Annotated in this window: 26 protein-coding genes; 7 read left to right on the top strand and 19 right to left on the bottom strand. The window is 61.0% G+C overall.

Features of this window, described 5'->3' with window-relative positions; genetic code table 11:
* The first annotated feature begins 497 nt into the window (after window positions 1-497).
* A complete protein-coding gene (locus tag FDW83_RS19295; RefSeq protein WP_205754672.1) occupies window positions 498-674 on the top strand; it encodes a hypothetical protein in 177 nt (58 codons plus the stop codon).
* A gap of 643 nt (window positions 675-1,317) precedes the next feature.
* On the opposite strand, the gene panD is transcribed toward FDW83_RS19295, so the two are convergent.
* Window positions 1,318-1,743, bottom strand: a complete 426-nt coding sequence (gene panD, locus FDW83_RS10670; RefSeq protein ID WP_171027537.1) for an aspartate 1-decarboxylase — start codon at window positions 1,741-1,743, stop codon at window positions 1,318-1,320.
* Between the two features lie 378 nt (window positions 1,744-2,121).
* Here panD and FDW83_RS10665 point away from each other — a divergent pair, with 378 nt between their 5' ends.
* Window positions 2,122-2,487, top strand: coding sequence for a YgjV family protein (locus tag FDW83_RS10665; protein WP_138138063.1), 366 nt, complete (start codon window positions 2,122-2,124; stop codon window positions 2,485-2,487).
* Between the two features lie 283 nt (window positions 2,488-2,770).
* Here FDW83_RS10665 and FDW83_RS10660 read toward each other — a convergent pair whose 3' ends face one another.
* Window positions 2,771-4,375: a polysaccharide deacetylase family protein gene (locus tag FDW83_RS10660; protein ID WP_240720948.1), complete on the bottom strand. Its 1,605-nt coding sequence runs from the start codon at window positions 4,373-4,375 to the stop codon at window positions 2,771-2,773.
* A gap of 351 nt (window positions 4,376-4,726) precedes the next feature.
* Between FDW83_RS10660 and FDW83_RS10655 the strand changes: the two genes are divergently transcribed.
* Complete coding sequence (locus FDW83_RS10655; protein WP_138138062.1) at window positions 4,727-5,029, top strand: DUF4193 family protein; 303 nt, start codon at window positions 4,727-4,729, stop codon at window positions 5,027-5,029.
* A gap of 147 nt (window positions 5,030-5,176) precedes the next feature.
* Here the strand turns inward: FDW83_RS10655 and FDW83_RS10650 are convergent, their stop codons facing one another.
* Window positions 5,177-5,368: a YegP family protein gene (locus FDW83_RS10650; protein ID WP_138138061.1), complete on the bottom strand. Its 192-nt coding sequence runs from the start codon at window positions 5,366-5,368 to the stop codon at window positions 5,177-5,179.
* A 278-nt stretch (window positions 5,369-5,646) separates the two neighbouring features.
* Between FDW83_RS10650 and FDW83_RS10645 the strand changes: the two genes are divergently transcribed.
* Window positions 5,647-6,228, top strand: coding sequence for a hypothetical protein (locus FDW83_RS10645; protein ID WP_171027536.1), 582 nt, complete (start codon window positions 5,647-5,649; stop codon window positions 6,226-6,228).
* A 202-nt stretch (window positions 6,229-6,430) separates the two neighbouring features.
* Here the strand turns inward: FDW83_RS10645 and FDW83_RS10640 are convergent, their stop codons facing one another.
* The gene (locus tag FDW83_RS10640; protein ID WP_138138059.1) at window positions 6,431-6,697 is read right to left on the bottom strand and encodes a hypothetical protein; all 267 of its coding nucleotides are present in this window, start codon (window positions 6,695-6,697) and stop codon (window positions 6,431-6,433) included.
* 190 nt (window positions 6,698-6,887) lie between these two features.
* Between FDW83_RS10640 and FDW83_RS10635 the strand changes: the two genes are divergently transcribed.
* A complete protein-coding gene (locus tag FDW83_RS10635) occupies window positions 6,888-7,385 on the top strand; it encodes a hypothetical protein (protein ID WP_138138058.1) in 498 nt (165 codons plus the stop codon).
* 45 nt (window positions 7,386-7,430) lie between these two features.
* Here FDW83_RS10635 and FDW83_RS10630 read toward each other — a convergent pair whose 3' ends face one another.
* The gene (locus FDW83_RS10630; RefSeq protein WP_255469943.1) at window positions 7,431-8,159 is read right to left on the bottom strand and encodes a serine hydrolase; all 729 of its coding nucleotides are present in this window, start codon (window positions 8,157-8,159) and stop codon (window positions 7,431-7,433) included.
* 568 nt (window positions 8,160-8,727) lie between these two features.
* Here FDW83_RS10630 and FDW83_RS10625 point away from each other — a divergent pair.
* The gene (locus tag FDW83_RS10625) at window positions 8,728-9,696 is read left to right on the top strand and encodes an alpha/beta hydrolase (RefSeq protein ID WP_240720947.1); all 969 of its coding nucleotides are present in this window, start codon (window positions 8,728-8,730) and stop codon (window positions 9,694-9,696) included.
* 1,580 nt (window positions 9,697-11,276) lie between these two features.
* On the opposite strand, the gene FDW83_RS10620 is transcribed toward FDW83_RS10625, so the two are convergent.
* From FDW83_RS10620 to FDW83_RS10555, 14 genes are all read right to left on the bottom strand, one after another.
* On the bottom strand, window positions 11,277-11,624 hold the full coding sequence (locus tag FDW83_RS10620) for a carboxymuconolactone decarboxylase family protein (RefSeq protein WP_138138055.1): 348 nt from the start codon (window positions 11,622-11,624) through the stop codon (window positions 11,277-11,279).
* 90 nt (window positions 11,625-11,714) lie between these two features.
* On the bottom strand, window positions 11,715-11,807 hold the full coding sequence (locus FDW83_RS19740; protein WP_370281222.1) for a hypothetical protein: 93 nt from the start codon (window positions 11,805-11,807) through the stop codon (window positions 11,715-11,717).
* Window positions 11,808-12,317: 510 nt separating this feature from the next.
* A complete protein-coding gene (gene dmpG, locus FDW83_RS10610) occupies window positions 12,318-13,349 on the bottom strand; it encodes a 4-hydroxy-2-oxovalerate aldolase (RefSeq protein ID WP_138138054.1) in 1,032 nt (343 codons plus the stop codon).
* Window positions 13,346-14,302, bottom strand: coding sequence for an acetaldehyde dehydrogenase (acetylating) (locus FDW83_RS10605; RefSeq protein ID WP_138138053.1), 957 nt, complete (start codon window positions 14,300-14,302; stop codon window positions 13,346-13,348). Before FDW83_RS10605 ends, dmpG begins: the two co-directional genes overlap by 4 nt.
* Before the next feature lie 41 nt (window positions 14,303-14,343).
* Entirely contained in the window at window positions 14,344-15,147 is an 804-nt protein-coding gene (locus tag FDW83_RS10600) for a 2-keto-4-pentenoate hydratase (RefSeq protein WP_138138052.1), read from the bottom strand.
* A 283-nt stretch (window positions 15,148-15,430) separates the two neighbouring features.
* Window positions 15,431-17,044 carry an ATP-dependent acyl-CoA ligase gene (locus FDW83_RS10595; RefSeq protein ID WP_138138051.1) on the bottom strand — a complete coding sequence of 538 codons (1,614 nt, stop codon included), beginning with the start codon at window positions 17,042-17,044 and terminating at the stop codon, window positions 15,431-15,433.
* An 8-nt stretch (window positions 17,045-17,052) separates the two neighbouring features.
* Window positions 17,053-17,358 carry a Zn-ribbon domain-containing OB-fold protein gene (locus FDW83_RS10590; RefSeq protein ID WP_171027535.1) on the bottom strand — a complete coding sequence of 102 codons (306 nt, stop codon included), beginning with the start codon at window positions 17,356-17,358 and terminating at the stop codon, window positions 17,053-17,055.
* On the bottom strand, window positions 17,355-18,497 hold the full coding sequence (locus FDW83_RS10585; protein ID WP_138138049.1) for a thiolase family protein: 1,143 nt from the start codon (window positions 18,495-18,497) through the stop codon (window positions 17,355-17,357). Before FDW83_RS10585 ends, FDW83_RS10590 begins: the two co-directional genes overlap by 4 nt.
* A 149-nt stretch (window positions 18,498-18,646) precedes the next feature.
* Complete coding sequence (locus FDW83_RS10580) at window positions 18,647-19,996, bottom strand: MFS transporter (protein WP_138138048.1); 1,350 nt, start codon at window positions 19,994-19,996, stop codon at window positions 18,647-18,649.
* Window positions 19,997-20,064: 68 nt separating this feature from the next.
* The gene (locus FDW83_RS10575; RefSeq protein ID WP_171027534.1) at window positions 20,065-21,114 is read right to left on the bottom strand and encodes an amidohydrolase family protein; all 1,050 of its coding nucleotides are present in this window, start codon (window positions 21,112-21,114) and stop codon (window positions 20,065-20,067) included.
* 35 nt (window positions 21,115-21,149) lie between these two features.
* Window positions 21,150-21,695, bottom strand: a complete 546-nt coding sequence (locus tag FDW83_RS10570; RefSeq protein ID WP_138138047.1) for a 3-hydroxyanthranilate 3,4-dioxygenase — start codon at window positions 21,693-21,695, stop codon at window positions 21,150-21,152.
* Between the two features lie 42 nt (window positions 21,696-21,737).
* Window positions 21,738-22,154, bottom strand: a complete 417-nt coding sequence (locus FDW83_RS10565) for a RidA family protein (RefSeq protein ID WP_138138046.1) — start codon at window positions 22,152-22,154, stop codon at window positions 21,738-21,740.
* The gene (locus tag FDW83_RS10560; protein ID WP_138138045.1) at window positions 22,151-22,942 is read right to left on the bottom strand and encodes a 2-keto-4-pentenoate hydratase; all 792 of its coding nucleotides are present in this window, start codon (window positions 22,940-22,942) and stop codon (window positions 22,151-22,153) included. The genes FDW83_RS10565 and FDW83_RS10560 overlap by 4 nt, the downstream gene beginning before the upstream one ends.
* A 5-nt stretch (window positions 22,943-22,947) precedes the next feature.
* Window positions 22,948-24,420: a 2-hydroxymuconic semialdehyde dehydrogenase gene (locus FDW83_RS10555; protein ID WP_138138044.1), complete on the bottom strand. Its 1,473-nt coding sequence runs from the start codon at window positions 24,418-24,420 to the stop codon at window positions 22,948-22,950.
* 121 nt (window positions 24,421-24,541) lie between these two features.
* Here FDW83_RS10555 and FDW83_RS10550 point away from each other — a divergent pair, with 121 nt between their 5' ends.
* Window positions 24,542-25,525: a LysR substrate-binding domain-containing protein gene (locus FDW83_RS10550; RefSeq protein WP_138138043.1), complete on the top strand. Its 984-nt coding sequence runs from the start codon at window positions 24,542-24,544 to the stop codon at window positions 25,523-25,525.
* Window positions 25,526-25,561 lie beyond the last annotated feature (36 nt).

Here is a 25,561-nt window from a genome sequence, read left to right as displayed (position 1 = left end):
CTCCCCTTTAGCGAATCTCGTCATCGTCATTAGCTTTCTCGAACTGCGTCTCTTCACCGTCGGCGAAGCCAAACCTTCAGGGGACCAGCAGGTCGAGGTACACCTTGCCGTTAGCGATCAACGGGATGGCAAAGGCAAGGTGTTGGTGTCGGATCTTCACCAACCTTAGGTTGCGGGATAGGACCCAACTAGCCCCAGAATTGCCGGTTTCTGGTACTAATTTTCCCGTCCCGCGCTTGAAGGGGCAGCTACCGTGGGGTAGTGGCTTACCCTGCCCAGCCATACCCGGGGAAGTAGGGATACAGGAAAATCACCCGCCGGAAACGAAGGTGCAACTTTCCAGGCCAATCTTCAAATCAGGAGCATAAAGATTGTCGCAAGGGGGCGTGTGATCATGGCCGTAATCGAGGACTGGATAGTCCGTTCATGTTCGGAGTTATCGCCTGGGGATGAGATCGAGGCATGGGCGAGATGGCAGGCTAATTCATCGTGGGCACGTGAGCTATACCCTGCCCTCGATGGGCATGGTCTGGATCATCGACGCCAGGAACGGAACCCGCAGCCTGCTGGATTTTGATTTTGAAGACCTGGAGGTAGCGCGGCTCACGAACCCGCCAGCCGTGGTCTATCCCATTCGATGGGACAGCACAGCGTGGCCTGATCATGCTGCATAAACAGTCAGCTCTTTGTCCAAGCCCGCGGCGGATTGAGTTCACGTGGTATTCACCGGCCTGATCCGGCTGGGCCCACATTCAGAAGTGAATCGTCCTAAATGCAAATTCCGTCAGGGTAGCGATCGGGTCTCCGGGAGCGCATCGCCGTCGAGTTACGTTGTACGAGGATGGGCGGAGTGAGGCAACTTGTGGCCGCCGGTCTGCCCGTCCTCGTCTAGTGCGCCAAATCCAAAGTCAAGACCTGAATCGGCGTCAGAATAACGCGGAACTCCGTACTACTGACAGTGGCTCACGACGCTCTCAGATCTCATCCTGACAGAGGTAGGGACGTGGAATCGGGATGCGACAGCTCGAGAATCCTCGAAATAGCCCGAAGAATCCGGATTTGATGACGTGTGTCTGGCGCAGGGGCTGGGATGAGACCTCTTGCGACGACTCTGCGGGCATCCCAAAACAAGACCGCCCTCGGCCGGCAGCCTGAATCTCCCTGATCAGGCGTCCCCGACGTCAGGTTTGGGTGTGCCTCATTCGGACAGAGCGCTTTGGCTCGGCACCTTGCGTTGCACCAGTTGGACAAGCGCTGGGTGAAGTATCGATATGGCGAGTGGTCACGGGCCGACGGGCTGCTGCTGGCGTCCGTCCTTCAGAAAGCAGCGTTATCCAGCGCGAACGGGGGACGAAGCAGCCCGGGGGTAAGGGCCTGGGCAGGGTCCTGGCCGAGGCCGATGATGCGGTTGTGCTGGTCCACGTGAACTACCCGTGGGGCGTGGTCCCTGGCTTCCTCTATAGTCATCTGGGCGTAGGTGATGAGAATGACGATGTCGTTCTCGTGCATCAGGTGAGCCGCGGGCCCATTGATTCCGACCACGCCCGACCCGCGCTGACCCGCGATGGTATACGTTTCCAGACGGGCGCCGTTGGTTACGTTAACGATGGCCACAAGTTCGCCGGGAAGGATGTCGGCAGCATCTAGGAGGTCCAAATCAACAGTGACTGACCCGACGTAGTGCAAGTCGGCGTGTGTGACGGTTGCGCGGTGAATCTTGGACTTGAACATAATTCGATTCATGAGAATGGAATTGCTCCTCTCGTGTCCATGAGTGACAAAACATGGCTGTACGTACGGCGATCCAGGGTAGTTCCGTTTGTTAGATGAGCATGAACCTTAAGGTGGCAGCGGGGCGGAAAACCTGGACAAACCTGCCTCGGGCGGAACGGAACGGATCGCCCGATCCGCCCGGCCGCTTGAGTGGTTCAGGCAAGAGCTGGCAGCAGCATCGCTCGACACTGGTGGGACGCCGCTGTCCCATATCCAGAGCACATCTATTCCCTCTCGCTTGCCGACAGGTGTTCAGGCTGCTGACCAACGTACCAACCTCATTCAGCTCTAAACAAAATTCGTCGACAAAGCATGTTAAGCGAAGGACCACTTTTGAAAGGGGACTCCATGGAACTGCTGTGGGAAATAGCCGGTTGGGCAGGCGCCGTTGCGATACTCAGCGCGTACCTGGCTGTCTCCATGGGTTGGCTGAAGGCCGGCAAAGGCTTCCAGACGGCAAATCTCCTGGGTGCTTGCGCATTCATTGTCAATGGCGCATTCTACGAAGCATGGCCGTCCGTGGTCACGAATATCGTCTGGTTCCTCATTTCCGCGGTCGCGCTTCTTCGCATGCGCTCAGCGAAGCAGCCTTCTGCAGCTGCTGAGGCGCAGGTTCAATTCCCTGGCGTCCCTGACACCGGCCAATTGGCTGTTGTTGAAGGTCTCACCGGTTACGATCACAACGATGTTGAGAGGCAACGCCCCCTTCCGTGACTCTCCGGAAGGGGACGGAACGGTCCCCTCAGCATCGAGGGCTGATATATGGCAGCGGTGTGGAGGTTTTCTGGATCGAAGATCCGTACCCTGGCGGGCCTGGACGGACTGGTAAAGTCCCCCGGCATTTCCAAACGCCGATAATGGAGATTCCGCCACCTGACGAGCGCGGAGGAGACCCCTCCAGTAGCTCTGTTCGTATCCGTGCCCGGTCAGGATTACGACGAGAGCATCGAAGATGGTCAGGGCGGCCAGGCCTGTGTGCCTGCTGGTGCAACGGCGGTCAGCGGCCGGGTGTGCACCCGGGGGCTGTGCCGCGGCATTTGTAGGTTCCCCCGGGCTTCAGGTCGATGCCGGCGAAAAGCTGTGGCAGGGTGACCAGGTAGTAGCCCTTGGCTTGAAGCTGTGTGATGAGCTCGTCCTGGCCGTCGACGGTGGCGGCGTGGACATCATGTTGGAGAATGACGGATCCGGGTTTGACCAGGCTGAGGATCCGCGGGATGTACAGGGCCTTGTTGCGGGACTGCCAGTCCATTGAGTCGACATCCCACAGGACCTGGGGGAGCCCAACGGATGCGGCAACACTGGCGTTCGTCGCGCCGTAGGGTGGACGCAGGTAGGCCGGGACGACGCCGGTCGCTGTCTCGATGGCAGCCTGCGCCCCCTGGACCTCCCGGGCGATGCCGGATGAAGAGAGCTTGGTCAGGTACGGGTGGTTCAAGGTGTGGTTCGCGATCGTATGGCGCCCGGCAGTTATCGACCTGGCAACGTGCGGGTGTGTCTGGACGTAGGCGCCCTGTGCGAAGAATGTGGCCTTCACGTTGTGCTTTTCCAGGATTTCGAGCAGCCTCGCGGTCTGCGGGTTCGGCCCGTCATCGTAAGTCAGCGCAGCACAAGCAACAAGGTCGCAGTTGATGTGCTCGACACCCGACGGATCTGGGGCATTGAAGGGAGTACCGGCGATGACCTGCCGGCGAAGTGCCTGCCCGGCCGCCGAGAGGACCCGGCCCGTGGCATCCGTGCTGAGGGTGACCGTCTGGGGTGCAGAGAGCCGGGCGCCGGTATCGGGATCCTGACTGACCGTGATGCTGACGTCCCCGTCGGAGGTAAACGTGACCGCAGAGAGCAGCCGGTCATCCGGGATTGGCCCCGTTCCCGCCGTTGGTTCTGAAGCCGGCGTCGGTTCTGCAGGCGGAGTGCCGAGTTCTCCGGCAGCAGATGCTGGTGTCGAGTTCTGCTCCGGGGCCGGCGGGGCGGCCGGGAGTGGCACCGTCCGGAGCATGTCGCGCAGCGCGCCGATCTTTTCGGGGTTGATCAGGGACGGGCTGCCGGAAATGACACCGGTGCTGAGGTCTTCGTAGGTGACTTCCTCGCTGTGTTCGGCCGCGCGCCCTTCGTTCATTGTTGCCTGCACGAGGCGTGACCCGACGATCGCCCCGGTGGCCAGCACTACTTCGTGTGCGACCGTCATTCCGTCCTTGAGGGGTTCCTCGGCGGCGCTGGTCTGTACCGACGGGTCGTGGCGGCCACCGGCATAGGCATCCAGCATGGTCAGAAGGCGTGTGTCCAGCCGGGTATTGAACGCCTCCGCACCGTGGATGTACTGCCACCTCGCGTCCGTCGGGACCGCCCCCGCCCCGCGGGTACGCATGTCCACAAGAACGGACGCGTCGACCACCGTCCTGCCCGGCACCGGCCCGGGGCGCGCGTCGGCGGTTTGCGACGAGGGTATAGGCTGGCGAGGTCCGGCGACCGAGACCGTCGCGTCGGCGGTTTGGGCCGAGGGTGCGGGCTGGCCAGGTCCAGCGACCGAAGCCGTCAGGACCAGCCCGGTAACAACCGTCAGCGAAATCCCGAGCGGCAGGCGCACAAAGTTGGGCTTTTCCACGCATCCTCCGGTCAAACTATGCAACCTGCGTTAAGGTCGCGACGGGTGATGGGCCCAACGCTAAACCGTGGCATTTCCCAACCCGTGACACTGGCCTCCCCTATTTGGGGCGTGTCGCTTAGGGGTATAGGTACGCATAGGCAGTTGCAGGAGTGTGCTTTCCGGAGGGGTGCCGGTGACCCTCATGAGGATGCTGGGATAGTCCCAAGGAAGTCCACGGGAAGTCCCTATTGAGTCTGCGCCAAATGCCTGCCCGTCCCTGACGGCGGAGCGGGTTCAACGACACAACTGTGTGCGTTGCAGTCACGTCGAAGACAGCACAAGACGAACGACAGAAACGAGAAGCGCCGCGTGGCCAGCGATTACGACGAAGTCCGCCCCGAGGTCAAGACATCCCAGGAACGTTCCCTGGAAGATCTGCAGACCGCCGACGCCCCCGATGCCCGCAGCGTGGTTACCGAACTGGAGGAAAGCGATGCCTTTGACGAGGGCCTGACACCCGGCGGAGAAATCGTCTCCGAGGAAGTCATCGTCCAGGTCATACCCCAGGGCAGGGACGAATTCACCTGCTCCTCGTGTTTCCTTGTCCGTCTCCGCTCCCAGCTGGCACATGAGAGCGACGGGCACTCCTACTGCATCGAGTGTGAAGGCTGACAATCAGATGGCCCTCAAACGGCCAGCGTCGGCGCGCATGCTCTTTGTCGGGGCGCTGGTCGTCACAGAAGGCCTAGGCTCGGATCTTCGATCCAGCCGGTCACGGCCCTCTTCTTTTGGCGGGTGCGGCAGTTTTCTGAAGGGTGCTTAGGTGCCCGAGGTGCAGCAATCACTGATAAGCCCGGTCGCGGCGCACTCGCGCGCCGTCCGGATCCCCTGGACTGCGGATTCCTTGTCCGGGTAGCGTGCTGACACCGCTACAACGGACCCGTCGGCGGCCTTGAGCCTAAAGCCGTAAAAGATTCGATCGACGTTGTAGAGCTCAAATGTTCCGGTCATGGTTTCCCCTTATGCCGCCCAAAGCACAGGGCCTCGGGCTCGCGTCACCTGATGAAAGCGCGCCAATGCGCTCCGGCCCCCCAGCCGCCCGACAAATCAACCATAACGAAGAAATCGCTTACTCACTAGTACGGCACCGTATCCCCGCATTTCCGTCCCCTAATTTCCGTCCCCTAATCGGTCATGCACAGCATGAGCGGTTCGGCGGGGCCGCTAACCGGATGGCAGGACGATGCGGGTGCCGGAGGCCTGTCTCAAGATTTCCGCAATTTGTCGGATTGATGGAGTTATTCCATTCCCTGCTGCGTGCATGCAAACTATCGTTTTTCCTGAGGGGGCGGGCATGCCCTTCTTTCACAGCGGGCGGGGGCACCGGCATGTACATAGCTTCACCTAACCTGAAGGGCTTCGGTTACCGGCTAACGGTCGGGATAGAAGGCTCTTTCGGGATCCTGTACTACGCTGCTCTGGCATTCGAGGCCGCACAACCAGCCGTCGCGGGGCAGGCGGACGGCCAGCGGTGGCCGTTGCCGGCGCTGGAACTGCTGGGACGAGGTTTCAAGCCTGCCCGCACTCCGGATCTTCAAGACGTAGTACTCAAAGCCCAGCTGGCCGACGGCAGCGTCCGGTGCCGAGCCTCCACCGAGGGGCTGGTCCTCTTGCTGGTCGACAACAACCTCGTGTGGTCACGGCAACTCGACCCCCAGAACCGGGACAGCGCCCTTTGGCTCAAAGCCGCCGGAACCAGAGAGGTAACCCTGCTCAGCGGTGACCTCCACACAAAAGAGGCCGGAGATGGTTACAGCCCAACCACGGAACCGTTGATGATAGCGAAGGTTCCTACGGAGTGGACACGCTAGACGCACGATACACCAACCTCCCATACTGCGAGAGCCAGCTTGTCCTCTGGCCGGCGCCGCCTCAACGAGCAGAGAAAGCGGCCGCTCGTCAGTACTGTCAAGCCCCGGACCGCGGTCTTGCAGTGCGCCGGAAACCTTTTTCCTCATGGGCCCGGCGGGCATTCTTCTTTCTCCTGACGCTCCTGGCCGGCTGGGTGGTCTATCAAGCTAGCATCGATGCCCGCAGCCGCTCCGGTGTTCCGATCACCGCCAGGTTAACCGGATCTCCGAGCAAACCGTCAGAGGTTCTGGTCCGGCCAATGAAGTAGCTGGGAAGGTAGATCCCGGTCAGCAGCCGGTTAAGTCTGGGCAGCAGGACGTAGGATGCCAGGACCCAGATGAGCAGGAAAGGCCAGAGCTGTCGTCCGCCGTCGTCGATCTCGTCCAGGGCACGCTTTCGGGTGCCTTGGTGACCCCGCCACGTCCCCATCGTTCATGGTCCCATTATGGGTGCGCGGCCCGCTCACGGTGCTGCCGGCCGGGCCGGGTGCTTGCCTGACCGGGACACCTCGCGCCGGACCCCGACGGTACGCCCACAGTCCCGGATCAGCGGGTGCGGGAGGGCCCCTGCCTCGAGGGCTGCCTTCCGCCCGCCACGAGCGTGTCGATACTCTGATTCCATGGAAACGGCGCTGGCCTCGTGGGGGGAGTTTAACGTGGCCATCGCGGGAGCCGGTGCGGCGCTCGGCGGGCTGCTGATCGTGGCCCTCTCCGTGAACATCAAGCAAATAGCGGAGTCCCGCGGACTGGCCGCCCGCGCCGGCGCGGCCATCTCCGCACTGATCCTTGGTGTGGTCCTGGCGTGCGCGGCGCTCATCCCGGACCAGCCACTGTGGGTATTCGGAACGGAAGTCCTGGCCGGCACTTTGGCTGGAGGGGTGGTCGCGGCCCTCGCAGGTCGGGCGATCCTGCAGGACGATAGTCCCGGACGCCGGAGCGATTGGGACACCCAGCACATCGCATCCTTCGTGTTGCCGCTCGTCATCTACGCCGTGGGCGGCGTGCTGCTCGTACTGGCGGTTCCCGCAGGCCTGCTCGTGGTGGCCCTGGCCACGATCGTGGCACTAATCGGCGCCGTCGTCTTCTCCTGGGTCGCGCTCGTCGAAATTCTGCGCTGACCCAAAACGCTCAGCCTGTCTTGCCGGCGCTACCCCTGTTGGCGGCTAGGACTTCGGGTTCGGCATGAAGGGACGGCCGAGCGCTGCGGAGACCGCGATGAGGATGCGGCCTGCTGGATCCATGCACGGCAGCTGTGTCGGGTTGCTCAGGAGGGTGGGCGACTGGGTGCAGTCTCCCGAGAGGATGTCACTGTTGGCTAAATTGGCCACTGTCGTGTCCGAGCGGGTGTCGTAGTACAGGGATGTGTTGAACCCGGGAATTTCACCGGAGTGCCCGAGCCATCCGTCGATGCAGCCGCCAGCAAGCCCATAACCGGCAGGGCCTGGGATCGATGCCAACCGCAGCGCCTGGGTCTTAGGTTCCAGGAGCCCCTGGCCGGTACCGAGCGCCCGCCCGTAGGTGAGCATGTCCGCCGCCGTCGAGGTCAGCGCGCCGGCAGTCCAACCCCAGGATGGCTTCCGCGCGGTGGCATCCTGCGGCGTCGTCTGCCCCTCCGGGAGCCTATGGAGGGTGAGCCCGGTCGGATGGGGTACGGGCAGTGCACCGTCGCTCCCGGGCAGTGATGTGCCGGTGAGGCTGAGGGGATCAGAAATGTGGGTCTTTTGAGCATCGGCATAGGTGGTTTCGGTGATCTTCTCGATGAGCCTGCCCAGGATGAGGGTGTTGGTGTTGGAGTAGTCGAACTTCGCGTCGGGCTCGAGCGGCCGGGGGAGGGCCAGACCCATGGCGATGAGGTCGTCCGGGTTCCACTGCTTGGACGGGTTGGAGAAGATTTCCTGCTGGAAAGTGGGTCGATGGAGTAACTGGCGATCCCGCTCGTCGTGTTCAACAGCATGCGGATTGTGACGTCATTCCCACGCGGAATACCGGGGAGGTACTTCCCGATCGCGCCAGCGGAATAGGTGTTCGAAAGCCCCTCCTGAGCTGCCTGGTCCAGTGCCGCCGCTGTGCCCGCCGGCATCTCGCCGGACGCTGCCGCCGGCAGGGTCCGCCCGACCACGGCTTCGGGGTTGGCCACGCACGCCGCATCCGCGGCTGGGCTGATGCCGAAGATTGACCGAGCGTTCGACCTGCCGTTCCGATCGCTGTGCTCCCGACTGGGCAGCGGAGCAGCCGCCCAACGCTAATGACGAGCCGAGCCCAAAGGTTTTGGTTATGTGACGATGAATCTTCTCGAGGCGTTCTAGCATGGTCGGAGGTACACCTAACGGGGGAGAGTGTGTCATGGGGCCGGTAGAAACCGTCGAGGGCAGGACGGCGAAGGGCGAATCAGTAGTTGCTGGTTCGTTTCCTCGAGTTCCTCGGAAGCGTCAACGATCCTCGCGATTGAGGAAGCTTGAGTTGGCGATTTTGCTGGTGCTGGTTGTCGCGCTGGCGCTTTCGGCTACTCCGTGGCCTTCGGCCATGCTGATCCGGAGTGTTTTTGAGCGCGGGGCACAGGCGACCATCGACGAAATGACGCCGTACGTTCCGGATACACCGCTGCAAACCCAAGCCGGCGTCATGTACAAGCCAGGTTCCACCTTCGATGTCTTCAGTCCTGCAGGGACCACCGCACCACTTCCTACTGTGGTGTGGATTCACGGTGGCGCTTGGATTTCGGGAGCCCAGCGAGATGTGAATCCGTATCTCCAGATCATCGCGGCCGAGGGTTACACCACCATTGGCATGAGCTATCCGGTCGCCCCTGAGGCCACCTACCCCACGGCTGTGCGGGACATCAACGAGGCTCTTGCCTACATCAAGGCCCACGCCGCGGAGCTGAACGTGGACACCAGCCGCATCGTCCTGGCCGGTGACTCTGCCGGCGCGCAGCTCGCGAGCCAGATGACCACCCTGACCGTGAATCCCGAGTACGCCAACTTGATGGGAATCCAACCTACGCTGCAGAAGTCAGATCTGGCGGCCACTGTCCTGCATTGCGGTGTCTACGACCTTCGGGCCATGGCGGATCTCAGCGGCGTCGTAGCCTGGGGTTTCAAGACGTCCCTGTGGGCCTATACAGGCACGAAAGACTGGTCAGCTACCTACGCTGGGGCGACCATGTCCACCATCGATTTCGTGACCGACGACTTCCCGCCGACCTTTATCAGCGGCGGCAACGGTGACGGGCTCACGTGGTTGCAGTCTGTTCCTTACAGCAACCGGCTCAAGGACGCCGGAGTCCCGGTGACCGAGCTCTTCTGGCCCGCCACGCACGAGCCTGAGCTGCCACACGAATACCAATTCCACCTGAACTTTGACGAGGCACGCAAGGCGCGCGACAAAACCTTCGACTTCCTCTCCACACACGCGGGACGGAAACTTTAGAGGATCCCCTGATTTTGATCGGAGTGGTTCTCGCCCCACCGTCATATGGCTGGCCCGAATCCTCACTGCCCTTCATTGATTCTCCCGTCACCAACATGACATCCCACCCGCCCTGGCCGAGCCGGAGAACATACTTCACGGGAAAAGTTAAAAGGAGGAGACAACCGTGGCTCGGACAAGCCCGAAGCGCACTGAGTAGGTTTCCTGCATCCAATGCACGTTTCCACGGTCTACGGTCAAGTCGTACTAGGCCACCGACTCACCGACACCTAGGCTTGCAGGAACCGAAGCAGCCGGCCGTAACCCGTCACCTGCGCGCATTTCGCTGCTCTTTCCGAATGCCGATAACGGATTTTCGGTCAAGTCGTTTGCGGGTTATGCCCTAGGCAGCAGAAACCGTAGGAGGATCCGCTACCCGCCACGCGCGTCGAGGTCTCTCGGAGGTCGCCTCGCCGTAGCCGCGTAGGACGGGGGTGGCGGGTAGCGCGGGGTCACTTACGGCCGCCGGCCGGCAGTCCTACTACGGCAAGCGAAATTGGACGCACCGACCTGCGTTGGTGTCCGAATAGCGCAAAGATCCGTTTTATAGACACTGGCTGCGTGATGTTCTCAGATCCCACCCTGACAGTCGGGAGACCGGAAACCGCGTTGCGCTAGCCCGGGAATCATAGAAATAGTCCAAGAATCGGGGTTTGATGGAAACTTCTTGGGGCAGTGGCTGGCAATGTCACCTCTTGTAGCTCGGCATATGTCTGGGAACAAGACCAGGGCTCCGCCGACAGGCGAATCCTCCCTGGCCAGGACGACCCGACGTCAGGTTGGGGTGTGACAGGGACAGATTCCAACCCAAGGGCAAGTTGCGCGAATTCGTGCATTATCCGGAGAATGGGTCGGCTCCAAAAGCACCCGAGCCGCCGGGTGAGGCGTGGAAGCGTCGGCTGGGGCACTGCCAGCGGTTCCCGCAATTCCTCCCGCAAATCAGCGAGGGACATAAGGTTCCTCTTGCCAACAAACGCAAGAAGGTCAAGAGGAACCTTTTGCCCTTCACTTAGTGCTCCTGCGCGTAGAAGCGGTAGAGCTCTCGGGCAACCACTACTGGTTTGCTCCCCGTTTCGTTTTTTATCGCCTGGTCCACCATGCCTCCAGTCCTTGGTCGACCTCGGATGCCATGGCTGTCCGGGCTGTGAGGACTTTGACCCGTTGGCCCGGGATGAGGCGCCAGTCTTCGTACGGCGTCAAGTCGCCGCTGCCGTCAAGGTGACGAAACTCCAGGCCGTCCACCTTGATGATTTGGGCACTGCGTGCAGCTAAAACTGGGGCTGGGCGGTTAGATGCTTAGCCAGTTTTGGCATCTTGAGCAGACACCGCCGGAAGGGCGGAACCCGTCATGAGCATCGAAGCCGCGAGCCCCCGCCGTCATGACCCTGATAACCAACCGCTTATCGGTCCCTCGAACACTGCGCGGACGCCGCGGTCCGGGCGTACTGGGTTCATTTTCTGTCATCGTCAATGGTCTTTCTATGAGCGGGACGATCCGGGCCAACTCCACAGGCCTGGTGCATCCCTTGGGGTGCCGTTGTTTAGGCCTCTGCGGTGAAAAACTTCCAAGCCATCCTGCCGTGCGCCATTGCGGCAGAGGCACGCATAGTTGCTGTCAACGTGATGGTCTCAGCGATTTCCCCGGGGGTAGCGCCCTGTGCCTTGGCACCTTTGCTATGTGCTTCGATACACCAAGCGCATTGTGTTGTCAGGGCAATGGCCAAAGCCATCAGCTCCTTAAACTTCAGCGGAACCTCACCCTCAGGATCGAAAGCGGCCTGGTGCATTTCAATGAAGGCCTTATTGCCTGCCGGCGCCCCCTGACGCGTTAGCCGGTCGAATTTTCGGTCCGAAGGGTGGTGGTAATGCTCAACCAATTCCTGTGTCATTTTCAACCAACTTTCTTTCATTCAAAACGGGTGACGGTGTTAGGGGCAGCCACTTGCCTCGGGGTCAGGGTGGTGGAGTTCATTTATTGGTTATGGGATAAGGAGCCCTTTACCTGCGATGCGACGTCCCTCCAGATCTCGGTGGGCTTGGGCGGCTTCAGATAGCCGATACGTGGCGCCGATGGAGACTTTGAGGTTGTGGTTGGACGCGGCAGCGAAGATCTCACCGGACCGCCAACGACGTTCCTCTGCATTTTGCAGGTAGGAAGCCAGGCTGGGGCGGTCAGGAATGTCGAACCTTCAGCGATCCGGCGCTGGAAGCCTACGGGTGGCACAGGGCCCGAGATTGTGCCGAACAGTACCAAGGTTCCGCGCACGGCAAGCGCCATCAGTGAACCGTCGCAAGTGGCCTTGCCAACGACATCGACGCCCTTGCCGTCAGTAAAGCCCCGCACGCCTGTGGTGGATCCGGCAGGGCATGAATCCTTCCTTACCCGTCGTTCTTACGCGGTAGCGGGGTTGAGAGATATGTCCTCCTCCCTCACTCGTTGCAGGCCCCGGAAGGGTTCCAAGGATCGCAAGCCAGCCTATGGACAGCGTCTGGAGGGTTTTGGCGTTGCCGTTGTTCTTGGAACTTGCTGCCCCCATCTCAGCGCCGAAGGGGCATCACAGAGGGCCTTATTCCCTCTTGACTCACCTGCTTCCGGCCATCAGGTTTACGGCGACATCGACGATCATGTCCTCCTGGCCCCCGACGTACCCCGCGTTTCCAACTTCCTGCAGAATTTTCCAAGCCGGCACGCCGTAGCGTTCCGCCGCACGTTCGGCGTGGATGAGGAAGGAGGAGTAAACCCCTGCATAACCCTGCATGATGGAAGCCCGGTCCATGACGGGCATCCGGGTAATGATGGGCTTGACGATGTCTTCAGCTGCAGCCATGAGGCCCTGGACATCGACGCCGGTCTTTATTCCCAGGCGGTCAAACGCGGCGGCGAGCACTTCGGTGGGAGAGTTGCCCGCTCCGGCACCGAGGGCGACGAGGGTGCCGTCGATCTGTTTGGCGCCGGCGCGCACCGCAAACACGGAATTGGCGACACCGAAACTCAAGTTCTGATGCCCGTGGAAGCCAACTTGTGCGTCGTCACCCAACTCAGTCACGAGCGCGGAAACGCGGTCGCCGACGTCCTCAAGGATCAGCGCTCCTGCCGAATCGACGACGTAGATGCAATGGCAGCCGGCATCCGCCATGATGCGGGCCTGTTGGGCCAAGTCCTCGGGTCCAACCCGGTGTGAGAGCATCAGAAAGCCAACGGTCTCCATGCCCAGCTTCCGGGCATGGGCGAAGTGCTGCATTGAGATGTCGGCCTCGGTGCAGTGTGTGGCGATCCGGGCCACGGTGGCACCGGAATCGTAAGCCCTGTTCAGGTCGTGGATGGTGCCAAGGCCCGGGAGCATGAGCACGGCGATCTTGGCATGCGTGGCTTCGTCCACGGCCGCCTTGATCAGGTCCAGTTCAGGAGTAAGGGAGAAGCCATAGTTGAAGGAAGAGCCGCCGAGGCCGTCCCCATGGGACACCTCGATGACTTCTACGCGGGCATCATCCAGCGCCCGGACTACGCTGCGTACGTGGCGTTCGGTGAACCGGTGGCTCATTGCATGCGAGCCGTCGCGCAGGGTGGTATCTGTCAATCGGACATTGAAGCTGGTGTCCAGGGAGTGGGTCATGACTGGCTCCTAATGTTGTTGATGCCGGCAGTGACCAGCTCAGAGCTGTCCATCTTCTCGGCGAGGAGGTCTGCGGTGCGGGTCGCGGCCGCCGTGATGATGTCCAAATTGCCGGCGTACTCGGGCAGATAGTCCGCCGCTCCCTTGACTTGGACCCAGACACCGACGCGTCCGGCGCCGTTCCAGTCTTCGCGTGCAGTGTCGAACTGCGGTTCAACTCGCAGTTCGTAGCCGGGAACGTATTCGCGGATCTTGCCAACTGCCTCATTGATTGCTGCGCGGATCCGCTCCTGGATGTTCCCGGGTTCGGCGGCCGCGGCCGGTATGGCGCAGTAGATGGTGTTGCGCATGATCATTGGAGGTTCGACCGGATTGATGATGATGATGGCTTTGCCTCGCTTGGCACCGCCAACAACCTGGAGTGCCTCTGCGGTGGTTTCGGTGAATTCATCCACGTTGGCCCGGGTGCCTGGGCCGGCGGACTTGGAGGCAATAGAAGCAACAATCTCCGCATAATCCACTGGGACGACGGAAGAGATCGCCGCCACAATGGGCGTCGTGGCCTGACCGGCGCAGGTAATCATGTTCACGTTCATGGTGTCATTGAGGGACTCCAGGTTGACCACGGGGGCAACGTAGGGCCCTACCGCGGCCGGGGTCAGGTCAATCGCGCGGATGCCGGCTTCGCGGTACTTTGGGGCATTGGCGGCGTGGGCTTTGGCGGAAGTGCATTCGAACACGAAGTCCGGCTTCTCCTCCTGAGCAAGCAGCCAGTCGACGCCTTCGGCGGAGACGGTTACGCCCAGGCGTGATGCGCGGGCAAGGCCATCCGAGTTCGGGTCGATGCCGATCATGTACCTGACTTGGACGTTCTTCGAGCGGCGCATGATCTTGAACATCAAGTCGGTGCCGATGTTGCCGGAGCCGACGATCGCGGCAGTCTTCTTAGCCATTCGGGTTCCTTTGATTGTTTTCGGCTGCACGTGGCGCCGGGCTAGATAAAGTGGATAGTCAGGGACCCGAGGTCCCCAAAATCAGCTGTTGCACTGCTGTCCGCCACGACCGGAAGAGCCTTCGTGAAAGATCCCGGAAGGATAAGCTGGCCGGCGGTCAAGGCCACCCCTTGTTCTCCGAGGACGTTGGCCAGCCAAACCAACGCTTCGATAGGATCACCCATAACGGCCTTACCGGTGCCGGTCTCGGCCGGATGGTTATCGATGCGCAGCACGCATTCGACCTCAGTGAGCCGGTCTAAAGGGACATCCAACGGGCTTTGCCCCACGGCGATGGCTCCGCAGGACGCATTGTCCGCCACTGTGTCCACCAAACGGATGTCCCAATCCGCAATCCGGGAATCGATGATCTCCATCGCAGGGTATACCGCCCCGATCGCGGCTGCGGCTTGCTGGTAGGTCACACCCGGGCCCTGCAGCGAATCCTTGAGCATGAACCCGAACTCAGGCTCGACCTTCGGGGCTATAAAGCCATCAGCAGGGATCCGCGCACCTTCGTGGTGGACCATGTCTTTGAAAAAGAACCCAAAGTCCGGGGCATCGACGGCGAGCTGGGCCTGCATGGCCAGTGAGGTCAAACCAACCTTCCTGCCAGCAAGTACCCGGCCGGCATTGAGGTGCCGGCGCAGCTGGGCCTCCTGGACTTCATACGCGTCCTGCGTGGTCATGGCCGTGACCCGGTCCCGCAGCGGCGCCACGGGTACGCGCGTTAGGCCGGCAGTCATAAGTTCCTCGGCGAACCCATTCAGGATGGCCTCACGGGAAGGGGTGTGAGTGGTCTGCATTCCTTGCTCCCATCTGTATTCAAATCCTGCCGGTCATCTCCCGTACTTTGGCGAAGGAGGGTAACCCGGCGGGTTGTGTGTAGTTGCGTAGGGCTGATTGTGGAAAGACGAGCGTGGGCTTTTTAGATGAAGAATGCTTGTACTTGGTTTAGGAGCAGCAAGCTGTGAAAAAACGCCCACCAACCGGTAGTCCTGTGAGGGTTGTTTCTTTGCCAGCGCTTCCACGTCAGCGCGGTTTGTCTGCTCGAATCGCGTCCGACGGTGCCCGTTAGCTTTTGCGTTCTTATTTGAGTACCGGTGTGCTGAGTACGGGCGTCTGTTCGCGGGTCTTTTCCAGTTCCCTGTCCCACTGAGCGGCTTCTTTACCTTCGTCCCTCAGGACGGATTTGCGCACTTTTCCATTCTCGGTGCGGGGCAGAGCTTCGCGCACGAGCATGAAGCGGGGGATGGCGTACTTCGCGAGCCGCGGCTCACAGAATTCTGCGATTTCGCGGAAATCTACCGGGCCTTTGGGAACAATGGCCGCCATGACCTCGTCTTCTCCGAGTTCAGAGTCCACGGCGTACACCGCTACTTCGCTGATGGCGGGGTGCTCAAGCAGGACCTGTTCGACCTCAGCGGAGGAGATGTTCTCGCCCCTGCGTCGGATAACGTCCTTGATCCTGTCCACGAACCGCAGCCATCCGTCGGGCTCTATCACGACGCGGTCCCCGGTGTGGAACCATAGGTCCTTCCATGCCTGGACCGTAGCTTCGGGCATCTGATAGTAACCGGTTGCGAATGCATGAGGCTGGTCGCTGCGCAGCAACAGTTCGCCCGGTTCACCCGCCGGGACTTCCAGGCCGTATTCATCCACTACGCGGGCGGTGAACCCGGGCTGAATCTTTCCCATGAAGCCAGGACGCTGCTCAGACCTGCTTGCAGCCACGATCGAATTCGTTTCGGTGGCGCCGTAGCCGTCTATCAGCGTCACTCCAAAACGGTCCCGGAAATCGTCCAGCAATCCAGCTGGGGTTGCAGGGGCCAAAGCAGCGGCAATACCGTGATCCCGGTCGCCGGGAGCAGGCGGCTTACTGGCAAGGATGCTGACCATGGCGCCGAGCAGGTAGGTAAACGTTGCTCCCGCTTCCTGGGCGTCCGACCAGAATCGTGACGCGGAGAAGCGCGGTCCAAGGACATATTCGGCTCCGCTGACGAGCGCCTGGCTGAATGCGTTGAGGGCATTCGTGTGGAAGAGCGGCAGGCAGGTGTACAGGACGTCACTATCAGTGATCTCAAGCTGCCGGCTTACATTTGTACCCCACCAGTAGAACTGTCCGTGAGGACATTGGACGCCCTTTGATACGCCGGTCGTTCCGGAGGTGTAGAGAATTGCTGCTGTGTCGCCGGGAGCAACGTCGGCGGGTTCAGCTTCCGTAGCTGAGGTGGGCAGTGCAGAAACCGGATAGCCGGTTTCTACCGGGACGTCAGGCTCTTCGACGACCCATATTTGGCGAAGTTCCGGAAGCTGGGGAAGGCGATTTACATGCTCCAGCAAGGGGGTCTCGGTGATGAGAAGGGATGACTTGGAGTTGGAGAGAATGTGATGGAGCTGCTCTCCGCGGGCCGCTGAATTGATCGGAACCGCAACGGCCCCGATCCAGGCACAGCCGAGGATGAAGTCAAGCAGTTCGATCCGGTTTGCGGACATCAAAGCAACGTGATCGCCTGCGTGGATTCCATGCTTGAGCAGGACGTCGCCAGCGCGCGCAACCGCTTGAACCATCTGTTGTCCGTCGCGGCGGATGGAACCGTAGCGCAGGAGGGGCGTGGTGGGTGATTCCTGTGCCCTTCCGAGCAACATGCCGGACACCGTCATTGCGCCGGGTCCTGGATTGGTAGTGGCGATCTCTCTCATGATATTTCCTAAAGTTCCGTTCCGTGCAGAGGCACAAATGCAGCCACTGCGGTGTCGTCGTTCGGATCGTTAGTCAGCCTGATCCGGTCACCGGCATCGGCAGTTCCACCAATGATGCGGGCGATGAGGTAGACATCACCTGGGCAGGTGATCGTGGCTATCTGTAAGCCATTGGAGAGCCGGGTGGTTGTCTCAACTACTCCAGTGTCGGCCTTGTCGTCCGCGAACTCTGTCCCATGGCAGTGGCGACAGATGAGCCGGGCCGGGAAATAAGATGCCGAGCAGTTAGTGCACGTCTGGATGATTGCGCTCACTGGCCCGCCTCCAGGACTGTCAAATTTGCGCATGATCCGTGCCGGTACAGCACCATGCCGTATCCGCTGACTGCAGCAGTTTTTGCATGCACTTGTCTGTCTCCTGCCTGCCCGCGCAATTGCCGCGCCGCTTCGACGAGACCATGCAAGCCACCGGCCGATCCTGCCTGGCCAGCGGAGAGCTGCCCTCCTGAAGTGTTGAGCGCAAGATCCCGGGAATGGATTCGGGTATCAATAAATTCTGCGATGTCTGCACCGTCAGTGACGACACCGATGTCCATCAACTGCGCCACCACCATGGCCGGGTAGTCGTCGTACACACTGATGATGTCGACATCCTCCGGTGAGACGCCTGCCCGCTCCCATGCCAACGGTGCACACTTCCGCAGTCCGGTTTGGAGGCCGTCCCCGACCTGGTTGTCGGCGTTGTAGGATGCGGTAACCGAGAGTACTTTGGCCTTCCGCTTCCCGTCTGCTCTCTCATCAGCGACTATGACGACCGCGTCGGCACCCGTGACCGGGGGAACACAGTCGAATCGACCCAATGGTTCGGCGACCAGGGGCGCTCCAAGATAGTCGTCCAGCGTCAGCGGGGTGCGGTAGACGGCCCCCGGGTTTCCTGCTGCCCACTGGCGCTGGGCCACGGCGATCCGGCCGTAATCCTCACGCACAAGGCCAAACTTTTCCATCTGTCGGCTTGTCAACATGGCAAACAGAGCGTTGGGACCAGCCAGGGGCAACGGCGAGAGGTGGTTCTCTGTGGCGCTGTTGTACCTGGCCACTAGCTTGGCGAAGGCTGTGTGATCCATCAGGTCTCCCGCTGCGACCACGATCACGGAGGCGTCGCCGGCCGTAATTGCATGGACCGCGTGCTGGAGCATGTTTCCGGCACTGGCACCGCCGTTGGTGTCCTGCATAAGCCAGGACAGCTCAAATCCCATCTTCCAGGCCAGGTCTATTGCGTGGTCCGGGTCCAGGGTGAAACTCGAGACTGCGAAGCCATCGACATCACCCGGAGTGAGCCCTGCATCTTTCAGGGCCCGGCCGATTGCGTCAGCGAGCGTGCGTGATGTGGTGGTTCCCGGTTGAGGATGTCGCGTATACGGTGACTCGCCCGCGCCGATGATGGAAACTGCCATGACTGGTTTCTTTTCTCTTCTAGTGTTGTTGTTCGCCCTCCGTCAGTGGCAGGAACTGCAAGTGCCTGCCTGCCACTGACGGATGTGCACCTGAGGCCTGGGGCTTGCCCGGAGGCAGGACTCGGGTCGTCGGCCGGAATGTTCGGAAACTAGTGCTGTCCCGCTTTGAGCGCAGAAACACCGGTCTGCTCATCCGTTGGCGAGGTACCGTGCCGGCCCATATTCTTGGAGAAGGCCAGCGCCGTCAAGGTAACCGCGGCCAGTCCAATGGCGTACAACGATACGGGCGTCGAGCTGTCGTATGTGAGCAGCAGGGCGGTGGCAATGAAGGGCGCCAGACCTCCGGCAAATACTGCGGCAAGCTCATGGCCCAACGCCATGCCGGAGTAGCGGACTTCGGGGCTGAACAGTTCGTGGAAAAATGCCGGCTGAGCCCCAATCATTGCTGCATGGCAGATTCCGTTACCGATGAAGTAGGCAACGATGATCAGGGCCGATGAGTTTGAATCGATGAGCCAGAAGAATGGGAAGGCCATCAGTGCCAGAGCTGAGGCGCCGAAAGCATAAACCTTCCGCCGGCCGATCTTGTCCGATAGGTGTCCAAAAAAGACGATAGTGCAAAAGGCGAACAGCATGGAAAGCATCACGCCCAGGAGTAGCGTTCCTCTTTCGACTCCGACGTGCACGCCGTAAACCAGGGAAAATGACAGCAACAGGTAAGAACCGCCGTTTTCCGCCACCCTCAGGCCCATTGCGACCAAGATTTCCTTGGGATGAGTCCGCAGCGCCGCCAAAACGGGCACCGATGCCCGTTCGCCAGTCTTTTTCACCTGCTCGAACTCTTTCGTCTCCGGCAAACGGAACCTGATGTACATGCCGACGCCGAAGAGCAGCACGCTCAGGAGGAAGGGCAGACGCCAGCCCCACGCCATGAACTGATCCTCCGGGAGCAGTTGGGCCAGGTAGAAAGCTGCAGAAGCGAGGACGAACCCGAGGGTGACTCCTCCCTGGCTGAACGCAGAGAAGAGTCCCCGGCGCTGGTCGGAGGAGTTTTCGCTGATGATCAGAACTCCGCCGCCCCATTCGCCGCCGGCAGCGATGCCTTGAAGAATCCGCAGAATGACCAGCAGGATGGGTGCCCAGATTCCTACCTGCTGATAGGTGGGGAGCAGTCCCATGAGGAAGGTGGCGATGCCCATGATGCTCAGGGTCATAACCAACGCGGATTTTCGGCTCACCCGGTCGCCAATGTGACCGAAGAGGATACCCCCCAAGGGGCGGGCGGCGAATCCGACGGCAAACCCGACAAAGGCACCCAGCGTTCCCACGAGGGGATTGGTGTCGGCCGGGAAGAAGAGTTTCCCGAATACGATGGCCGCAGCTGTTGCATATAGGAAGAAGTCGTACCATTCCAGGGAGTTTCCGACGAGGGAAGCTATGACGTAACGCCTGATTCCTGGACTTTTGGCGCTAGTAGCGCCAGGGGCTTGCTGTGACATGAGCGTCTCCTGATGGAAAAGGGATTTCGGTAAGGATCCACGACAGTGGGGATCGCGCCGACGTGATATCAGCTGGCGGCCTTTTTTTCCGCCAGCATGGTGAATCCGGAATCAATTCCGAGAAATTGTTGGGCATTGCCGCCCAGCATCTGCTGCTGTTGTTCCTTTGTAAGGAATTCCGCTTGCCTAATGAGGTTTCCGGCTGGGCGTTCGCCCAGGGGGTACGGAAAGTCTGAACCAAGCATGATGTGTTCGCTGCCCATTACGTCCACTAGGAGCCGCAATGAGGCGTTGTTGAAAACCGCTGAGTCAACACTGAACCGGTTCAGATAATGTGACGGGGGAAATTCGGATGTTGCGATGAGATCGGGCCGCTGGTGCCAGGCGTTGTCCATGCGGCCGACCCAGTATGGAAAGGACCCGCCGCCGTGGGCGAAGCACAAGCGCAGATGTGGGGGGAGTCTGTCGAAGCCGCCGCCCAGGATGAGCGAGAGAATCGAAAGGTGTGTCTCCCCGGGCATGCCCACTAACCAGCGGGCCATCCAGCGCTCCAATCGTGGCGAGCTGGGCATGTCCCAGGGATGGACAAAGACGGCTGCATTGCGGTCCGCGCAGTGCTGAAGGAATGCGATGATGCCTTCGTCATCAAGGTCGCGGTCCGCCACGTGGTTGCCGATCTCGACGCCGACGTGTCCATTGTCCAGGCACCGGTCGAGTTCCCTGCAGGCCGCGTCTGTGTCTTGTAACGGTACCTGGCAGAACGGGATCAGGCGTTGAGGCGCTGGAACGCAGAGTTCGAGAGCGAGGTCATTGAAGATGCGGCTGACCTTTATGGCCTCTGGAACTTCACGGGCGTAGGAGAAGAACAGCGGAGTGGGTGAGACTACCTGCACGTCGACGCCGTCAGCATCCATTGCGGCCAGCCGCTCTTCGGCGGCCCACGCAGCGGCTCGGAGGGGACGGTACTCTTTGGAGCCAAGCATAAGCATTGCCTCCCGCTCCGAATCGCTGCGCAGCCAGGGCCAGGGGCCGCTGCCGCCGGTTTCCCTCTCGAGATCCGGCCAGCCCTTGGGCACGTAGTGGGTATGAATGTCTATGGTTGCTTGAACGGTGTGCACGTGTTCTTTTCCTCGTGTCTTGTCGGACCCGGAGGTCAGCCCCGGCCGGGGTGGACGGAGCCGCAGTTGCTGCAAGTGCGGGCGGCCGCGTCGCTGGCATAGAACTTCTCGAATACCGGCGGCAGGTCAGCGACGATGTCCCGCACCTGCAGTTCGACCTCATGAACGAGGTGTGAGCATTCCAGGCAGTACCACTGGAATTTCTCGGTGGTGCCCTCCTCGCGGATCCTTTCGATGACGATGCCGATTGAGCCGGCCTCCGGGCGCTGGGGCGAGTGCGGGATATTCCCGGAGAGCAGCCACATTTCGCCCTCGCGGATATCGACCCGCTTCACGCCTTCATCGGTAACAATGTTGACGTGCATGTTGCCTTTGACCTGGTAAAACCATTCTTCGTAGGGATCAACGTGAAAGTCGGTGCGCTGATTCGGGCCCCCCACGACCTGCACGATGAAATCGTCTACCTGGGTCCACATGGCCTTGTTGTTTACCGGCGGCTTCAGTGAGGCCTCGTTCTCGGCCAGCCAATGCTGGAAGTTGAAGACGGGCAGGACATTCGTCTTGTTCTTGCTGTCGGTCATTGCCTTACTCCTTGTTACTCCGGTTGTGGTGATGATGGTGGTTCAGTGTTGCCGCTTGTGTGCCACGGCTTGAATCTCAATCAGAAGATGCGGGTGGGGCAACTGGTGGACTGCGACGGTAGTGCGGGTGGGACCGTTTTCGTCGAAGTACCGTGCGTACACTTCGTTGTAGCCGCCGAAGTCGTTCATGTTGACCAGGAATGCCGTGACCTGGATGAGATCGTCGAGGGAGGCGCCGACATTGCGCAGGATCTCGCCGATGTTCTCGATGACCGCCTCAGTCTGCGCTCGAATATCCAGGCTTGTTGTGCCCAGCTCGTCCGCTTCTACGCCGGCGAAGGTGTTGTCCGGGCGCCTGCTGCTTGTCCCGGACACGTAGATGAAGTCCCCTGCGACCTTGACGTGAGGAAAGCGGCCCCGGGGCTTTGCCAAGTGCTCAATGAGCCTGGCGCCGCTCATGCTGCAGCTCCGGCCGTCTCCAGTTCGACAGTGCCGATGCCAGCGACAATCGCCGTGATTGTGCGTCCTGGCGCCAGAGCGACCGCGGCGGTCGCCGCGCCCGCCAGAAGCACGGCGCCCGCCGGCAGCCCCGACCCGTAGCGCGAGTTCATTCGTGCGAACGCTTTGAGTGCATTCATGGGATCGCCGAGGATCGCTGAAGTATTTCCCGTTTCGGTGATTGTTCCGTCGACGAGCAGGGTTACGGCGCGGCCGGCAAGATCGTCTGTGAATTCTGTCCATTCCCCCAGCACGTAGCGGCTTGCGGAGGTATTGTCCGCGACGACGTCGGCGAGGCTGAAGGAGAAGTCCCGATAGCGCGAATCTATGATCTCAAGTGCGGGAGCGACCGCGTCAACGCTCGCAATAATCTGCTCCTCCGATGCCCCTGGCGGAATAGCCCGCCCGAAGCGGAAGGCAACCTCAGGTTCGATGCGCGGGTGAACGAGCCCTTCAAGCGCGAGAGCGGCGCCTCCGTCCACATGCATGTCCGCAGTCAGGAATCCGACGATAACTTCATGCACGCCCATTTGCGCCATTTTTGCCTCGCTGGTGAAACCGAGTTTGGCGCCGGCAATGCGCTCTCCCCGGGCTAAGCGAAGCGCGAGCAGTTCGGACTGTATCTGGTAGGCCTGCTCAAGAGAGAGCATGTCACCGAATTGGGCGATGGCGTTGCCCTCACGCTCAGCTTGGTCGAGCTGGCGGGCAATCGCCGTGGCTTCGTGGGTGGTTGACTGTGTAGTGGTCACTAAGATCAGGCCTCGCTGAGATTCACGCACACGTTTGTGGGCTCGGTGTAGAAATGCAGGGAGTGAGTGCCGCCCTCGCGGCCGATGCCGGACAGCCCGGCGCCGCCGAAAGGGGAGCGAAGGTCACGCAGGAACCATGTATTGACCCACGTAATGCCCGTATTCATGCGTCCGGCCACGCGGTGACCACGGTCCAGATCGCTGGTCCAGACGGAGGCGGCCAGTCCGTACTTTGTATCGTTGGCCAAACGTATTGCTTCTTCCTCATCGTCAAAGGGGATAAGGCCAGCGACGGGACCGAAAATTTCTTCACGCATGACGGGCGCGTCGTGGCTGAGTCCGGTCCACAACGTCGGTTCGATCCAGGCGCCGCGGCTGAGCTCCTGACCAAGGTTCGGGATGCCGCCGCCCACGATTGCGTCTCCACCCTGCTGTTGTGCCCGTTCGAGGTATGAAAGCACTTTCTGCCGATGGTTCAGCGAAATAAGCGGACCAGTCGTGGTGCGGGCGTCCCGGGGCTTACCAAGCGTCAAGCCCTTGGCGCGCTCGGCCAGTCCCTCGACCACTTCATCAAAAATAGGGCGCTGGATGTACACACGTTCGGTGCAGAGGCACACTTGGCCGGTGTTTGTGAAAATGGACCGGGTGAGTCCGTCTATGGCGCGTTCGATATCGGTGTCGGCGAAGACGAGTGCAGCGTTCTTGCCGCCGAGTTCAAAGGAAACGGGCCGCACGTTGGCTGCGGCGGCATGCATGATAGCCGAACCGGTCGATGATTCGCCTGTGAAAGTGATTCCATCGATGCCCTCATGCGTGGTGAGGAATTCTCCGGCGGAGTTCGGCCCAAAGCCGTGAACCAGGTTGAACACGCCATCGGGCACTCCCGCCTCGGCCATGATCTCCGCGAGCACCGTGGCAGAAGATGGTGTTTCCTCCGATGGCTTCACGATGACGACGTTCCCGCATGCGATCGCCGGGGCAACCTTCCATGTCAGCAACAGCAGCGGCAGATTCCAGGGCACCACTACGGCAACGACACCCAGCGGCCGGCGAAGCGCGTAATTGAGAGCCCGGCGTCCGTCGGGCAGTTCGGTCAGGAAGGAGTCGAGGCCCTCGGCGGAAATAATGTCGGCAAATGCCCGAAAATTAGCGGCCGCGCGAGCGACGTCAAGGTCCCGGGCCAGAGCTTCCGGTTTGCCAGTGTCCGCGATTTCCGCCACCAGCAGGTCATCAAAACGTGCCTCGATACGGTCGGCGATGCGGCGCAGCAGCGCTGCCCGCTCATTGACAGTTGAACGGCCCCAGTGGCCCTGCAGGGCATCGCGGCCTGCCTTCACTGCCATGTCGATAGTGCCGCGGTCGGCTTCGGCAACGTAAGAGACCACGCTGCCGTCCACCGGGCTGATTTTTTCAAACGTGGCAGCGGTCGCGTCAACAAAGGCTCCGCCGACGAAGTTACGCAGGGTAGGAATCGCCATAATGGACACTTCTCCCGGGTCGTCGATGTGGGTTACATCACCCAGTCTGCTCGCAGAGTCCATGTCCGTCGAATGCTTATTCCTGTACCTCCCATGTCCACATGGGCATATCATCGTCGCCATGGACATCAGATCTCTCCTAAACGGGCCGCTCAAAATTCGCCACCTCGTCCTGGTGCTGACCATCGCCGAACAGGGCAGCATCGTCAGCGCGGCCAGACACCTCTACATCACCCAGCCAGCGGTCAGCCGGGGACTGCGCGAGGTCGAGGAGGCTCTGGGAGCCCCGCTGTTCGAAAGAGGGGCGCGTGGCGTTCGACCCACACCGTTTGCGGAAGTTTTCATCGACCATGCACGGGCCGTCGTGGGACACCTCAAGCAGGCGACACAACACATAGCCGAGCTTGCGGATGCGACCGCCGGATCGGTTACGGTCGGCACATATGTAGCCGGCGGAAACCTGCTGCTACCCAAGGCGATAGCGCTGCTGAAACAGCAACGCCCGCACGTGAACATCTACGTCCACGAGGCAACCCCCGACCGGTTAACCAGCGGTCTCGTGGCCGGTGAAATCGACGTTGTCGTAGGACGCCTCACTGCCCAGCACGGCGTGCCGGAGCTGCAGCAGGCCGCTCTCTATCATGAGCCCTTCGAGGTTGTTGCGCGGGTTGGACATCCTGTTTTTGACCTCGGTCCAACGACTCTGGCCGAGCTGCGGAATTACCCCTGGGTCATGCCTGTGGGGCAGACCGCACTACGCGGAGAGCTGGAGCGGGCTTTTACCCGTGAGCGGCTCGACCTGCCCGAGGAGCAGGTCGATTGTTCCTCACCGATGACGCTTCGTGCCATCCTGGCAGAAACCGACTTTCTCGCCCTTCAACCGCACACGATCGCCGCCGCCGACCCGCTGCTGCGCCTCGTGGATGCGCGAATCAAAGGCATCGGACAGACTGTTGGTGTGACCACATTGCCGGACAGGTTGCCAAGCCCCGCCGTCGCCCTGATGTTGCGATGCATGGAGCAGGTGGCCATCGGCATCCGCAGGACAATTCCTGCCGATATGCGAAAACACCCAGGGGCCGTGGAGGGGCCAGGTATGCCCTAATACGAATGTGGGGCGCGCAAATTGGCATTAGCCATG

This window comes from Pseudarthrobacter sp. NamE2 (assembly GCF_005796205.1).
Classification (GTDB): Bacteria; Actinomycetota; Actinomycetes; order Actinomycetales; family Micrococcaceae; genus Arthrobacter.
The sequence above is the reverse complement of the archived record's forward strand: the minus strand, read 5'-3'. Positions and strand labels throughout refer to the sequence as shown.